Annotated in this window: 5 protein-coding genes and 5 pseudogenes; 2 read left to right on the forward strand and 8 right to left on the reverse strand. The window is 44.7% G+C overall.

Translation table 11 applies throughout. The features are described from left to right. Positions 1-131 precede the first annotated feature (131 nt). The 5 genes and pseudogenes from C7433_RS20925 to C7433_RS20945 all read right to left on the reverse strand — a co-directional run. Positions 132-218 (reverse strand): annotated as a pseudogene (locus tag C7433_RS20925) (integrase core domain-containing protein); the annotation flags it as partial. Between the two features lie 29 nt (positions 219-247). Next, the gene (locus C7433_RS20930; RefSeq protein WP_110268831.1) at positions 248-862 is read right to left on the reverse strand and encodes a Shedu anti-phage system protein SduA domain-containing protein; all 615 of its coding nucleotides are present in this window, start codon (positions 860-862) and stop codon (positions 248-250) included. Positions 863-1,300: 438 nt separating this feature from the next. Further along, positions 1,301-2,695, reverse strand: a complete 1,395-nt coding sequence (locus C7433_RS20935) for a hypothetical protein (RefSeq protein WP_233255810.1) — start codon at positions 2,693-2,695, stop codon at positions 1,301-1,303. A 104-nt stretch (positions 2,696-2,799) separates the two neighbouring features. Further along, a complete protein-coding gene (locus C7433_RS20940) occupies positions 2,800-7,776 on the reverse strand; it encodes an AAA domain-containing protein (protein ID WP_110268833.1) in 4,977 nt (1,658 codons plus the stop codon). 423 nt (positions 7,777-8,199) lie between these two features. Beyond that, positions 8,200-8,756 (reverse strand): annotated as a pseudogene (locus C7433_RS20945) (transposase); the annotation flags it as partial. A 649-nt stretch (positions 8,757-9,405) separates the two neighbouring features. Here C7433_RS20945 and C7433_RS20955 point away from each other — a divergent pair. Next, positions 9,406-10,763, forward strand: a pseudogene (locus tag C7433_RS20955) (ISNCY family transposase). Between the two features lie 117 nt (positions 10,764-10,880). Here the strand turns inward: C7433_RS20955 and C7433_RS20960 are convergent. The 3 genes and pseudogenes from C7433_RS20960 to C7433_RS20970 form a co-directional block, all read right to left on the reverse strand. Next, positions 10,881-11,912 (reverse strand): annotated as a pseudogene (locus C7433_RS20960) (IS3 family transposase); the annotation flags it as partial. 154 nt (positions 11,913-12,066) lie between these two features. Beyond that, entirely contained in the window at positions 12,067-13,491 is a 1,425-nt protein-coding gene (locus C7433_RS20965) for a TolC family protein (protein WP_158281347.1), read from the reverse strand. Then, positions 13,481-14,647 (reverse strand): HlyD family type I secretion periplasmic adaptor subunit, encoded by a 1,167-nt coding sequence (locus C7433_RS20970; protein WP_233255811.1) that lies wholly within the window; start codon positions 14,645-14,647, stop codon positions 13,481-13,483. The genes C7433_RS20965 and C7433_RS20970 overlap by 11 nt, the downstream gene beginning before the upstream one ends. 71 nt (positions 14,648-14,718) lie before the next feature. Between C7433_RS20970 and C7433_RS20975 the strand changes: the two are divergent. Continuing rightward, positions 14,719-15,565: pseudogene (locus C7433_RS20975) on the forward strand (IS3 family transposase); the annotation flags it as partial.

Genomic DNA, 15,565 nt, shown 5'->3' on the forward strand with positions numbered 1-15,565 from the left:
TTGGACAATTATATTTTCGGTTCAGGCATGGGTACGCTGAAGCTACCCTGCTTATATAAGGTAGAAACTTAACTGAAGGTGATTAAGTGATGTCTATTTTCCCGTACTTAGTTCAGGGTTCTTAATAGTTAAAAAACCAGCATTTCTGTCCGGTACGTCCGGATAAACCGTTCGATAAAGGCATTCGGCGTCGGCTTACCCGGTTTGATAAAGTCCATTTAGTCGACCACTACATATGTGGTCATACTTATTCGTCAGGAAACTCTTTCTTATGATAACTACGGTTGGAATAGTGCATAGTGGATAAATAACTTACATCACCATCCCGAGGAGGAATATGATCATTCATTTCAAGAGCCCATCCGTCATAGGTTCGTACCTCTATAAATGGATTTGATAAACCTTTTTGAGACCAACGCTCCTTTCTTCTGTTATTATCATTTAATTCTCTTCCTCTCCCGTAAATTAAAACACCTCTTGTAGCAAAAAAAGGCGGCAAAAGAAAATCAGGCCTTAACGGTGCCAAAATATCTCGAAGAGTACTTTGATTTCTCGACGTCCAGCCTAACCAGTCTTCCACTTGTCCGTACGCATGATTGAAGGCTTGTGTAAATGAATCATCTTGATTAAATATTAATTTAGAAGGTTTTTCAATCTCTATAAGGTACACATACACAGGACCAGAACGAGGGTTCACCCATGCAAAATCTGTCACAAAATCAACGCCTAATGGTAGTTTTGCGATCAATGCATTAGATAGTGCATGTTTAGACCCTATGATCGAAGCTGGGTATCTTTCTAAAAAATCTTGCACAATACTTTCTTCAGGGTTAGTTTCGATTAGTTTATTCAAATTATTCAAGCTTAACTCCTTGTTTTATAAATATAAATTATTTTGCTTTTTTGCAATCTTTTCAACAGACATGAGAAGATTAAAGATAACATATAGAAATCATATTCTACTATCTGTCATTATTTAAAAAATTTATTCAGTTGAGGTTCTGCCGTCTTGACTTTATTCTTCTATTAGATACGAAGTCCAGTTATTAAAATTGTTATGACCTGCTCCCCGTTGTTCAACACACCGCGATGTTAGTAATGTTACTGTTACGAGTATTTTCTGAAAATATTTATTTTTATGATTTCCTTGAAGAAAAGGAAATTCATAGTTTTGGTTTTTTTCACACAATTACTTTATCTACAAGATAAGTAGGCGGAATGATATTTCTTAATGGTTCACGATTGAGTTCATTTAAAACCACTAGAAGTCAGTTACCATTGAGGGTAACTGACTTTAATATCAGCGATTAATGCTAAGAATAGGCCTAGTCGCATATCGTGTGGTAGTACTTATTAGCCAGTTTGTTGGCAGAATGTCTTGTTTGGTCACTGGGGATTTGCTGTCTCCATTAAAACCCCAAGTGACATTCAAATTACTAAGCTCGCCAAACCTAGATTTTAAAAACAATTCCAAAAACTTTATTCTCTCCGGGTCCTTCGTTATATAGCCAATTGGTAAACTAATACCACTGTCAGTGTTAGGCTGACCGTGATACTGTATAAATCCTAAAACCCCCGGGATTATAAAAAGCTCAATTCTATCCAACTCAAATGCAGTGGATAGCCCGCATGGAAATATATTTTTTAGATATGGCCTAACACTCCACTTATTGCCTTGATGGATTAAGGTTATTTTTGCATTACTATCCCTTTGCTCAAGAGTAGTTTTTAGACTTTGTATGAAACGGTCTAAATCTTCCGAGTTAGCACCCCAAAAAGGAACATTACTCGGCATCCACAGTGCTTTTAATTCAGTAACGTTATCATTTTCGTGAATTGCCTTACGAATCCATTGAAATGCTTCGCGTCTATTTTCAGTTAAATACATAGGACCAAAAATACCGCGAGTGTCAGGTGAACCATAGCCTGTTTTGCTTTCATCTCTAGCACGCATCCACCCCGAATAATCAATTTTGTAGCCTTTTACGAACGGCTTAAGCGCATGATCATCGGTTAGCTTACAATAACTTTCAGCATCAACACCTTTGTCTTCAATGAAATTCGATCCAAGAAAATCTGCGATATGGGCTTCTAGCTTACTATTGAGGGGCCGGCTCTGATTAGGACCTAGACGCTCTGAAGATTGAATCACCTGTTTTGGTTCACCATCAGCTCGCAAATAGGTGAACTCAATGTCAACTGCTAATTGAAGCACTTCACTCGTACTACAACCCATCACCTTATAAAGCTGAGTTCGTTGGCGCTCATGCTCATTGTTTCGTGTTATTTCCAGATAACTGCGAAACTGTCGACCGAATTCTTCGATAACATTGTCCATTCCTAATCCTTTAAGAGAGTCGGGCATGGCTAATTCTGGTAAACCAAACATCAATCTATTCATTCGCTGTTCTTTACGTACAGTAAGAGCAAGAGCGTCAAATACAACATGTTCAGTCTGCTCATTATATTTAACCAACATTGGTACACCATCCCCATCACCAACTTGGCCCTTCAACAATGGACTTGGGACTAAATAACCCTGATTATCCAATGTAGCGAGGCGCTTATCTTCCAAGGAATTTATTAATTCATCCTCTTCACGTTCTGAGAGCCCGAAAAATTCTCGTAGCTCAAGTGGTAGCATTCGCTCAAACAGTATTAGCAGTCTGCAAGCAAATAGCTCAATGGCAGGCATTGGCCTTTCCTCAGTCCAAGCTAAGTTCATGATATATTTTCTAGCAGGGATAAGGATAGTAATGCGATTCCCTATACGAGCTTTAATCTCTATAGAAGGCGAGTTCATATTGGCATAGCTTCCTTTTCAAATTTAAGATTCGTAATCATTTGGTAATGGCTATTGTCTTGTAATGCTTGCTCTGCGATGTATTCATAGACCGCCCCCAATGCAGAATCATTGTTATCCTTGCGCCACATTCTACTTGCTCCAAGGATTACTAAGCGCTCCTGAGCTCGAGAAATAGCAACGTTAATTCGCGGTGTATCTCTTAAAAACCCCTGCAAAGCAGTGGAATTATCCCGCACTAAACTAAGTATTATGATCTTGTTTTCTTGCCCCTGGTAAGAATCAACTGTATCGATTCGGATCAAGTTGCGTAGAGGCCCCATCCACTCAGCTTGATTAAGGTGGGTCTCGATTTCATTTTTTTGAGCCCTATACATGGTAATAATTCCGATTGGATATGGCTGTTCATTAGTGACGGTTCTTTGCAGATGTTCTACAGCATCAGCCTCAACAAGTACGCGTAATGATTGTAGTAACAGGTCTATTTCGTGTTGGTTGATGTAACCAGGATTAGCCTTTCTTTCACCCTGCTCAGAGGTAGTATCTATCCAACTAACACCTTTATTCCAAGGTGATGGCAACTCATTGTACCAGTTTTTGGCTGGCCCTCTTCCTGTGTGTAGCTTTCCAATTTCATCGGCATAAAAGCACGCAGATACTAGGTCGCCAATGGGTTCAATCATTCTATATTGTGTATCCAGAGTCACTCCACCACATGCCTTGAAGGCACGTTCAAAATCAGACTCTCTAAAAGCCTCCGTACTTACATCAAGTAATTTACTCGCGTGTTTGATATGTCCATTCTGGTAAAATGGTGGTAATTGCTTGTGATCTCCTACTAACAACACACGTTTAGCGCTTTGCAATGCCACCATTAATTCGCTAGCTTGAGCACGACCGGCTTCATCCACAATAACCCAATCAAATTCGGTCTGCTCAAGCTCTAAATTACGGCGTCCAACCCCCACTAAAGTGCCGCAAGCTAATTGCTTAGTTTTTAACATAAACCGCTCATAGCCAGCCTCTCCTGAACGCAGGACATCGAGCCATTCTTGACTTAAGGATAGCAATCGATGTAGACGATCAACTTTAACGGGATTATTAACTCCATGGCTTTGAGCTAAGACTTGAAGCAATTTGTCGAGTAAAAGATCACTATCTGTTGGCATATCACCAACCGCACCTTCAAATTGCTGGCGGATCATAGTTTCAATCGTTTCCAAAGTCCGATTTCTCTGAACCATTAATTCTGTCAACTGGTTAGCATGGGCCTCGTTAGCATCTCCTCCAGTACGTAAAAGCTTTTCCCGCTGTCGTTGAACTTGTCCTAATTGTACTAGTAATGGAGCCAAGCTACGGTGCAATCGTGTTGCATCTTGTATAAGCTCATGTGGTAGTTGCAACCTCGATGATAGAGCATTGACTCGTATGTCGTATTCCCGGTGAAATTTGTGGCGGATTTTTTGTTGCAAAGCTCGGCTATGTGTTGGCAGCATACGATCATCGATTAGTGATTCACTGCCAATTCGAATTGTATCCACTTCAAGACCTTTATCAGCACAAAGTTCACGGGCCTTTATTGCGACATTGTCGACTGCAGAGTGCTGCTGTCCTACAAGTAGGATGTTTTTTGCACCTGCATGCTCAAACAGATAATGGATGAATTTACTGACGAAAGTTGTCTTTCCTGTGCCAGGGGGGCCTTGAAGTACTCCAACAGGACCTTGGCCTACCAAAAATTGAAATGCCTCGATTTGCTTGCTATTTGTTTCCTGACCACGAGCATCATATAATTCACGTAGCTTTTGCACCGATGGACGTTCAATCATTTCCCTTAGAGCAGGACGCTGTCTAACATCAAAGTAGTCGAGCAAATTAGGTATGATTGATTTTCTTGTTATTACCCGGTTTAAAGCCTTGAGTCTAAGATCTCTAGACGATTTACTTCGAATGGATTCAAGTTGAAACGACTTGCCGGGAGTGAACTGCTTACTCGCCCAATTGTTAACTGGTTGTATAGCAACAAAACTACTGCTCGTCTCGTTTACAACAAGTTCTCCAAGTTTTTCATCGGACTTAAGTTGGTAGATGTAGTAAGTTTCATCAGCATCAATCTGCAAATCTCGTCCATCGACACACGAATAAGGATACATGGGATAACCACTATCGCTAACTTTTTCCTCTGCCATGGATTCAATTTGGAAGGTTTGTCGAAGTTGCCCTTCAGAATCAGCCAATGTTTTCCACAATTTCTCTGGAGATAATTCCCTACGTTCTTCATCAGTTAAAGGACTCTCAGAAACATTTACGGTTAGATTTAATTTCTCAATAATGGCATCAATCACAGCTTCCATGCTTAAAATCGCATCCACTAAAGAGCACGTTATATCTACAGGGCCATTTTTTAGAGCAATAGGATGTGATAACCTCCCCGTTGAACGTCGCTGAGCACTAACAACATCACTCAGTGGAATGGGGGCTGTGTATCGGACTTTGGTAATGGTTCGTGCTTCCACATTAACGTTAACTTGTAAGTAAGCAGCATTACCTGTAATGAAGCAAGCCAGTTCGCTCCCCGAACCACCTGCTAAACTATCAACCCATTTGCAGTTGAAGTAGTAACCACCGTCAGCGGGAGCCAAAAGTGTAGGAGTTGTCGGAAAGTTATTGACCCTCCAACTCAATAACATCGGTTCTTTTTCTTGTACCTGTGGCTGTTCCGATATTTCAAGCTGTTCGGTCTCATGAGTTACTTGTAGTGAATAAAGTAACGGAGCAAGATCTACTGGAACTTGTGTTTGATTATCTCGAGCTCTAATTAGCTCTTCTTGAACTTGTGTAGGTAAGTCTCCCGAAAAAAGTTCTTCAACAATCTTGAAGACTGCATATCGGTCTCTACCATATGCATCAGTAATTGCTGGATTCGCCGGTCCATAATCTGTATTAAATGCTTCGGTTTCACTTCCGTAATCAAGTACATCAACGAGCATGATTTGTTCGGCATTGGAATCTTTTACAAGAATGTTGGCTGGTTGCAAATCTCCGTGGGCAAATCTTTTTTCATGGAAATCCATTACGGTATTAATGAGATTAACGGCAAGGCTTCGTTTATCTTTCTCAGAAAGAGTTAAATCATGCAAATAATCTGACCAGTTTTCACCATCTACATATTCTGTAACTACAAATAATCCTTGAGGATTCATTAAACCAAAGTCTATTATTTTCGGTGTTGCTAAGGTTGCTTCCTGGAACTTTTCAAGCCGTTTTATGAATTGCAATACTCTGCGATTTGATCCAGGTTCATTTTGAGATATTTGGACGCTATCCCACAGTTTTACTAAAATTTCTTGACCATCTTTATTAGCTAAAAATGATTTCTTACTATTGCCATTGGATAAAGCCTCAAAGGCACTCTGAAGCTGCTCTGGAGATGGAGGGAAAGTCTGGAGAATTAAGTATGGAGTAATTTCCTGCCTTCTATGTGGGCTGTGCAGCAATTGCTCGAGGATCTGTTGTGATTCTTTATCTTCTTCAGGACGTGTTCCTGTAAGAGAATTGAATTCTCCCAGCATGCTATGAGCACTTTCGAAGCGTTCAGCAGCATCCCACGATAAGGATTTTTCGAACCAAGAACTCAATAATCCATCAAAAGGATCGTTTACAGGAGGAGTCCATTCGGGAACACCGTCTACTTGCTCGAGTTTCTGGTTAAAACAAATCTGATAAGCAACGCATGCCAGAAGGAATACGTCGATACGAAAAGCATCAATGATTTCGCCTTCACACATAGCGTCTTCAGGTAGTGCAACTGGTGAACTTTGTAATAATTTTCGATGTTCAGCCACAGTTCCCGTTTCCGGGAAAAATGCGGCACCAAAGCCTGACGCTAGGATACTGGCGTGATTGTTTGCATACCACAAGTTATGCGGATCTACATCGCGGTGAGCAACATTCAATGCATGTAAATCCCCAAAAGGGGCTAGAAGAGCACGTACCCTATCAATCCTCTGATCTTTAGACCATGAAGCAGATTCACTGGCTATAACCTCATCCAAACGCTCAGTATTTCGTGGTAACTCATAAAGCTCACAAAAATCTTCCGTAATATCTTCAGCCGAAACATCATTAACATATCTAAGCAGGTAATCTCGCATACTACTATTATCACGTACAAACTTTCCTATCCGATTTTCGCGTAGCGCTATATCGGACCAGGTTGATTGCAAGGCATGTATAGTACCTAATTGATTAAAGTCCCAGCGACGTATCAATCCCTTAGCTGACGGCATTGTTTTATCTTGAGCCAAGAATTCTTTGTAGATTGAGTTTCTGTGAGCAAACCAAGATTTGTTTGTGTGAGCTTGGAAATTACCAACTACGAGCTCTTTTTTTTTGATTTTTGGTCCTTCAATAAATTTATAGATGATCTGCAGAGACTTTTCGGAATTTGGTCTTGATTTTCCAGATAAACTAAAAAAATCGGCAAGTTTTTTATTTGCGACTAATTCTTCATACTTTAATGTGTCACGAATGGCTAAAAATTCATCGAGTGAGTGTACAAAAGGCCTTTCAATCTGTGGAAGATTGTCTGCCGTAGCACTTCCGCAAAGCACTACATGAGCTTCTACAGTGAGCCAGTATCCAAGGTTATGTGATAGCTCTCTATCCAGTAACTTTTGCAAACGAAGAGCATGTTCACGCTTGATAGCAAAAGGACTTTTACCCCGGTTTTGACCATTTTGTATCCACATTCCGTTATCATATTCGATGACACCATTCCATTCTTTGAGTTCGACTAGAAGCAGCCGGTCATGAGTAATGATGAGGCAATCAATTTCCATTGGACCCTGAGCATCCGAAGCAACCAGCCCCGCGAACCCGTGCCAGCTACTCTGGAAGCGCTGCTCCATTTTACTTATTGCTCTGAGTTCACTTGCGTGTAGTCCAGCCCCACCGACTTTTTTTATGTCCATCGTTTTATATCCTTGTTGTAGAGATTTTTTATAATCTATTGAAAGTAAACTGTTATTTTTTGCCCAAAGCTGGAATCTTTATATACTTTAAAAATTTTACTATACTTCAATTTGATTAATCAATTTTGTGACGTTATTTAATAAACATTGTGGATGTAATCATTTTTTAACTGAGTAAATGCTGCATGAAGCGCAGGGCCACATTAATCGACTATGCCGTGGCCGATGCAGAAATCAGCTTAAAACTAATTAGTTTGCCATCATGCGGGGTAGTCATGAAGCTTGGGGAATTGGTAATCATGTTGATTCAGCTAATTTTATGACTTATGTCCATATGGATTCGGCAATCAGTCCTAGTTGGATGAAGTAATCTAGCGTTCTTCTGCGATCAGTTTGGCTGGTTTAGCGCAGACCCGTACCAAGAAGGCACTTGATCCTGTAACCGGTGGTCAGTGCATCCATGATGAAATCCATTGGCCAGGTCAGATTGGGAGCATCGTGAAGGCCCTCAGTACGCAATAACTGCCAGATCCGCCGGTAACCAAAGCGCCAGCTCTGTGATGCGTAGAGATAGCTGCGCGTCAGCAGCCGGACGCTGAGCTGAATAATGGCAGGTTGAAAGAGACAGACCTGCCAGCCTGAAGGCACGACGTTGCGACAGACAGGCGATCTCACACATGACTTCCACGGCTTCCCGCTTCTGGTCTGTCGTCAGAACTTTCGCCCCAGATCCACCTGAAGCGCCTCCTTACCCTGTATGGCTTAGGCGAGCAGCTTCTTAAGGGGGGCGTTCTCCTATTCAAGTGACTTAAGCCGCTTTACCTCAGGGGCTTCCATGCAGCCAAACTTCTTGAGCCAAGTGTAGTGTAGAAATTAGCGTCTGAAATGGCATTCTTAGGGCAGAGATCCCGGGCAGAAACCCCGGCTTCAGCCCCGCGGAGAATACTGATGATCTGTTCATCGGAAACACGCTTCTTCATGGGGATGTCCTCATGTGGCTTATGAAGACATTACTAACATTGAGGTGTGTTAATCAATGGGGGGCAGGTCAGCTACACGGGGTATTTTAAGAAGGAGTTTGAAATGGGTTTCCAGCAACGTAGTTTATTAACTGACGAAGAATATGAGGTTTTTTGCAACCTAATATCTGTATGTCTAAAAATACTCAGGTACTGGCTAAGGTTAAGTTATCAGAATTCTTAACGCCTGATGCAGAATATGGGACTGATTAATTTTCAAAGCATTCATAGCGTTGAGTAAAGTAACAGCGCCGTTCATTTTATATGATTGAAAAACAAATAAAGTAATAACAGTTATTGGATTTCTAAGGATACAAAGCCACCATCATTTGAGATTGCGAAAGGCTGGCTTAAATCGCTTGCCATTATGCTTAAAGTAGCCGCGCGTGACTTAAAATTAAGTGAACCTGGATAAGGCATAATCGGGCTGGCTGAGTGCGTAACAGGATATTTTATTTAACATAAATAGCATTATGCGCACTAATAATGTAACGGCTAAATTCAGATGTCCGCCTCTGGCTGTATAGAAATGTCCGCATTATCGGCTTTTTTCAAGGGTTCGCGGCTGAGGACGCAACTGATGACGGCTTAGGGTTCGGAGTACTTTACGATGAATGAAGTTAACCGCTTCAAAATCCTGCAGGATGTCATTGATGGCAGGCTCACCACTTCGCTTGCATCACAACGACCTGGCCTTACGGATCGCCAGTGACGGCGTCTGCTTGCACGTTATCGCGAGTCCGGGCCGCTGGCACTGGCGAACCGCCGCCGTGGATTGCGTGGTAATCGCCAGCTTCTTCCGGGCCTTGCTGAACTTGCTCTGGGCATCATCCGTGATAACTATGCCGACTTTGGTCCCACGCTCGCCTGCGAGAAGCTGGCCGAACTCCATGACGTTGTGCTGGCCAAAGAGACCGTGCGTCAGCTGATGGTTCGGGCGGGACTTTGGATCCCCGGAAAATGCGTGCGCCGAGGATCCAGCAGCCACGATATCGTCGCGCCTGCGTTGGCGAACTTATACAGATTGACGGCTGCGATCATCGCTGGTTTGAGGAGCGCGGCCCCGCCTGCACGCTGCTGGTCTACGTTGACGACGCAACCAGCCGCCTGATGCAGCTCCACTTCGTAAAATCTGAGTCCACGTTCACCTATTTTGACGCCACCCGCGGCTATCTGGAGCAGCACGGTAAACCGCTGGCATTCTACAGCGACAAGGCCAGCGTGTTTCGCATTAACAACAAAAATGCGGTTGGCGGTGACGGCCAGACGCAGTTCGGGCGTGCGATGAACGAGCTCAACATCACGGGCATCTGCGCCAACACCAGTTCTGCCAAGGGTCGCGTGGAGCGTGCACATCTGACGCTTCAGGATCGGTTGGTCAAAGAGCTGAGACTGCGCAAAATTAGCACGCCGGAAGCCGCCAACGCCTTTGCCGCTGAGTTCATGGCAGACTACAACCGGCGGTTTGCGAAGGTACCAAGGCACGATTTTGACGTTCACCGGCCGCTTGATGCTGGTGATAATCTGGAACAGATATTTACGTGGCGGGAACCTCGCAGGGTCTCAAAATCACTTACATTTCAGTATGATAAAAATCTGTATCTGCTTGAAGATAATGAAAAAAGTCGGCGCGTAATGGGGAAATACATTGAGGTGTACCACTATCCCGATGGCAGAATTAAACTCTGGGGAAACAATGCTGCACTTCCCTGCTCTGCCTATGATCGGCTGGCTGAGGTTGACCAGGGAGCGATTGTAGAAAACAAACGGCTGGGACATGTCCTGGCTGCAGCTAAGCTGGTGCAGGATAAACGAGACGACACGCGATCGCTGTCAGTACCGACAACGCACAGGACACGCAAAAAGGATCCAGCCAAGAAGCCCCAACGGGCACTGAATGAAAATGACTTGCTTGAAGCGCTTACTGACTTGCAGGCTCATAACAAGGCGATATTTGGCAAGACTTGACGGACATTTTAATTTAGCCGGAGAGCGGACATTTAAAAACAGCCTCAACAAAGCATGTAGCACCAATATAGTAATGTCACTTTGGAGATGCGGATGTTTTCCTGGACTGTTATGTTGTGATCCCCAGTTTCTGGCGAGAAGATTTTCAGGTGCCTGCCCGATTTCTCCGCAGTAAGCGCTGTAACGGCGACGCCCTGCACGCTTAACTATCAGCTGTTCTTCAGCCATAAGCCTGCGGACAACCTTTTCTCAGATGTACGTGTTGTTTTTACGGAGCATCGCGTGAAGACGCCGGTAACCATAGCATCGGTAATTTCCCTCAAAGATCTTTGCCAGGGTTATGCGTATTTCCGCGTACTTGTCATGCAGACGAAGGTCCGCTTTGTGATAAAAATAGCAACTTCGTGCGAGCTGCAGAGCACTGAGCAGTTCAGCAACTGGATAGCTTTCCTTAAGGGCATCAACGAGTTGGGTTTTTTCCCTGTTCTTCAGGGTCAGGACGCTGATGCCCATGTCTTTTTTTATCAGTTCATTCGCTTTTGTCAGGATGTCACGTTCAAGTTGTAGCTGATGAACCTGCTGTTTCAGCTGCATTATTTCATCGTGCAGTGCATCCTGCTGCTTATCCGGAGGAGCTGGTTTTCGTTTACGCATGGATTGATAAGCCTCATCGTCGATCAGGTCTTTCTTCCATTTGTACAGGACCGGAACGCTGATACCTATCTTTTGTGCAACTTTAAGGGCTGTTCCACGGCGGGTGCAGAGCTCACGGACAGCCTGGATTCTTTCTTCCTGGCTGAAGCATTTATGTGTGTTGGAGCGAAAAATCAGGGACCGCCGTCCCGGATAAATCTCTTCGATCCAGCTCTTAAGCACTTCGTTGCTGGGATAGCCAAAAGCGCGGCGCGTATAGGCCAGGCAACCGCCATGCGTAAGGTAATGCTCGACCGCAGCGACTTTCTGCGCGTGTGAATAGCGTTTTCTGGGTTTTAATTCCCTGGGTAAGTCGCCGTATTCCTCAAAAATCCGAACCCACCGACCAAGCTGTTTAACGGACGGATAGCCCAACTCCCTGACAACAACTGTCAGCCTTTTTCCATATCTGAAATAAAGCTCCACAGCCCAGATACGATCTTCATATGAGTGCATGAATTATCTCCTGATGGTCCAGGAAATCGTCCGCACCTCCCTCTGGCTATATTGAGATGTCCGCATTATCGTCCTTTTTCCAGGGTTCGCGGCTGAGGACGCAAATGATGACGGCTTAGGGTTCGGAGTGCTTTACGATGAAAATTGCAGGATCTTAATTATTCAGCCCAAGTAATCCTAACTTTTCCGAGAGCTCGAGCCTGCTGTAACGCCAGTCAGTCAGAGCCTGGATCTGCTGCTTCTCTGCATCAGCAAGAGATTTCTGGGCATTGAGCAATTCAATAATATTACCCACGCCATTCTCATAGCGATATTCTGCTACTGAATAGGACTTTCTGGTGTTATCGAAGAGGCTTTCAGTTAATGGTAAATTATTTGTGTTAGCTTTAAGAGACTGAAAACTTTTCCATACATCAAGTTCAACGTTATGTCTTACTTCGGAGACAGCCCCCTGCTTCTGCTCAGCCTGAGCAAGACCTTCCTGGATTTTATATTCCCGAGTGAATCCCTCAAACAAAGGGACCGAGACCTGAATGCCTATGTATCTGTCATTGTGAGAGGAGTCAAGATAGGGTTGGCCTATTCCTGCGCTGACTTTCTGATTATCGCGGCTGGCTTTCCCTATGAGACTTAAAGTGGGCATTCCCTCAGCCCTCGTTTGATCGACCTCAGCTTCTGCTGCCTGTAACTGAGCCTGAGCCGCAAGCAGCGCCGGATGTATTTTAATTGCCTCATCGATTAATGCTGAAACTGATTCCTTAAATCTAAAATCAGGTTTTAGACCTTCCTGGACATTTGCCAGATTTATGTAACTGTCTGGGCGTAACCCCATATCGATAGCAATAACACCTAAATCATTCTCAAGCGTATTTTCTGCTTTCTCTTTCTCAGTTTTAGCCTGCAGCCAGGCCGTTCTTGCTTGTAATTCATCACCGACTGAAGCAGCACCATGCCCTTCTTTAGTTACAACCACCTCTACGCTCTTTGAGGCAATTCTTTCCATATCAGCCGCAGCAGCCAGGTTTCCAGCAGCAGCCTGTGCTGCATAATAATCTTTGGCGGTGGCTATCATCACAGACTGCAGAGTTTCCATATGACTGGCTTCAGCAGCAACGAGAAGAGCTTTCGCTTTGTGCAGAGCTGCTGAGCGGGCTCCAAAATCATAGAGCACCCAGTTTAAACTAAAGTCTGCAGAATAATTTGGCGATGAATTGACTGAGCCAAACTCCGGGTGCCCGGCAACATTTGTTTCAGAACGTTCGCTGATTTCTCTTCCGGACAAGGAGAAAGTTGGCAGGTATGCACCTTTAGCTGTGCCGACAGCGGCGCTTTCTGCCTTTATTTCAGCCCAGCTTTGTGCCGTTTTGGGGTTATTACATAAACTGCGCTCCAGTGCATCATTCAAAGCCAGTGGGCTTGGCAATGGACCAAACTCGCATATTGAGTTTCCATATACCGGTGCGGCCTGTGAGGAAGGAACATCAGCTTCAGTGTCAAATATATCAGAAGCATGATTTTTCACTGTATACAGGCCTGAGAGTATTAAGGCCATCACAGGCAATATTTTATTATCTTTCATGCAGACTCTCATTACTCATTCTGATAAGCGGGTCGAAAAAGTATTGCCAGACATTTCTTTTTCCAGTTTTAATCTCAGCGGACACGGTCATGCCCGGCGTCAGTTTAATCCATCTACCTCCTGCCTCAATGCCACTTTTATCAAGGTGTACCCTGGCAGTAAAATTCAAGCCATGATTACGGTCCTGAACGGCGTCATTTGATACTGAAATTACATTCCCTTTGATATAGCCATAGTACGTGTAGGGAAAAGCATCAATTTTAACTGTGGCATTCTGCCCCTCTTTTATAAAACCAATGTCTTTATTCGCTATGTTAACTTCAACTTCCATCGCATCATCAGGTACGATTTCCATCACTTTCTGAGCACTGGTGACCACACCGCCTATCGTATGAACACTGAGTTGCTGAACTGTTCCACTTACAGGCGACACGAGATTGAGCAATTGCTTGCGTGTTTTAGCCTTAACTTCATCTTCGACGCTTTGTTTTAATTTTTGCTCAGCCTGTTCCAGAGCATCGAGCTGTTCCCGTCGGAATTGTGAACCTACTGAGGCTTTTTCTGCAATCTGCGCATCAATAGCAGCTTTGAGTTCATTAGCGTGACTGCGTTTGGCCGTAAGGTCATGCTCCTGCCCCAGCGCCGTCTGCTCTTTGTCAAGGTAGTCATTTCTTGCGACATAATGATCTTTGGCAAGCAGCTTATAACTGTTCGCCTGCTCTCTTGCCAACGGTGCCGTAGATTTTAAGCGTTCAATGTCCTGTAAAGTCGTGGCCAGTTCATCACGATGCTGTGTAAGCTCAGCATCCGCACGGTTAAGCTTATCTTTGTACTCCATGAAAATACCGTCAGCAAAACGGCTCGTGGCGTTAACATCGGCTTGTGAGAGTCCATCACTGACTTTCATCTCAGGGACATGACCAGAGATTTGCGCATCCAGTAAAGCTTTTGCCCTGATTATCGCCAGCATGGACTCCGCTCTTGACGCCTCGGTTTTAGTTAAATCGGCTTCTGCCTGTGTGGAATCCAGAACCATCAAAACGTTACCAGCATTTACACGTTGCCCGTCATCAACGTAAATATGGCGCACCACCCCCGTGATGGCAGGCTGAATTTCTTTTACTCTTGCATCCGGAATAACTTTACCCTTAGCCACTGACCTGCTCCCCATTGATTAATACACCGCGATGTTAGTAATGTCTTCATAAGCCACATGAGGACATCCCCATGAAGAAGCGATTTTCCGACGAACAGATCATCAGTATTCTCCGCGAGGCAGAAGCCGGGGTTTCGGCCCGGGAACTCTGCCGTAAGCATGCTATTTCAGACGCCACCTTTTACACCTGGCGCAGGAAGTTTGGCGGCATGGAAGTCCCCGAAGTGAAGCGGCTCAAGTCACTTGAAGAGGAGAACGCCCGCCTTAAGAAGCTGCTCGCTGAAGCCATGCTGGATAAGGAGGCGCTTCAGGTGGCTCTGGGCCGAAAGTTCTGACGACGGACCAGAAGCGGGAAGCCGTGGAAGCCATGTGTGAGACAACGGGTCTGTCGCAACGCCGTGCCTGCAGGCTGGCCGGTCTGTCACTTTCAACCTGCCGTTATTCGGCTCAGCGCCCGGCTGCTGACGCGCAGCTGTCTTTACGTATCACAGAGCTGGCACTTGAACGCCGCCGATTTGGTTACCGCCGCATCTGGCAGTTATTGCGTCGGGAGGGCTTTCACGTCAACCACAAGCGGGTTTACCGCATCTGTCACCTTAACGGTCTGGGTGTAAAACGCAGGCGGCACCGTAAGGGGCTGGCGACTGAACGGCTTCCGCTTCTTCGCCCGGATGCGCCGAACCTGACATGGTCGATGGATTTTGTCATGGATTCACTTGCCAGCGGCCGCCGGATTAAGTGCCTGACCTGCGTAGATGATTTCACGAAAGAGTGTCTGACGATCACAGCCGCTTTCGGGATTTCAGGTGTTCAGGTCACGCGGATTCTGGACAGCATTGCGCTGTTTCGTGGATATCCTGCGACGATAAGAACCGATCAGGGCCCGGAATTTACCTGCCGCGCGCTGGATCAATGGGC

Source organism: Pantoea sp. PNA 03-3, assembly GCF_003201175.1.
In the GTDB taxonomy this organism is placed as follows: Bacteria; Pseudomonadota; Gammaproteobacteria; order Enterobacterales; family Enterobacteriaceae; genus Pantoea; species Pantoea stewartii.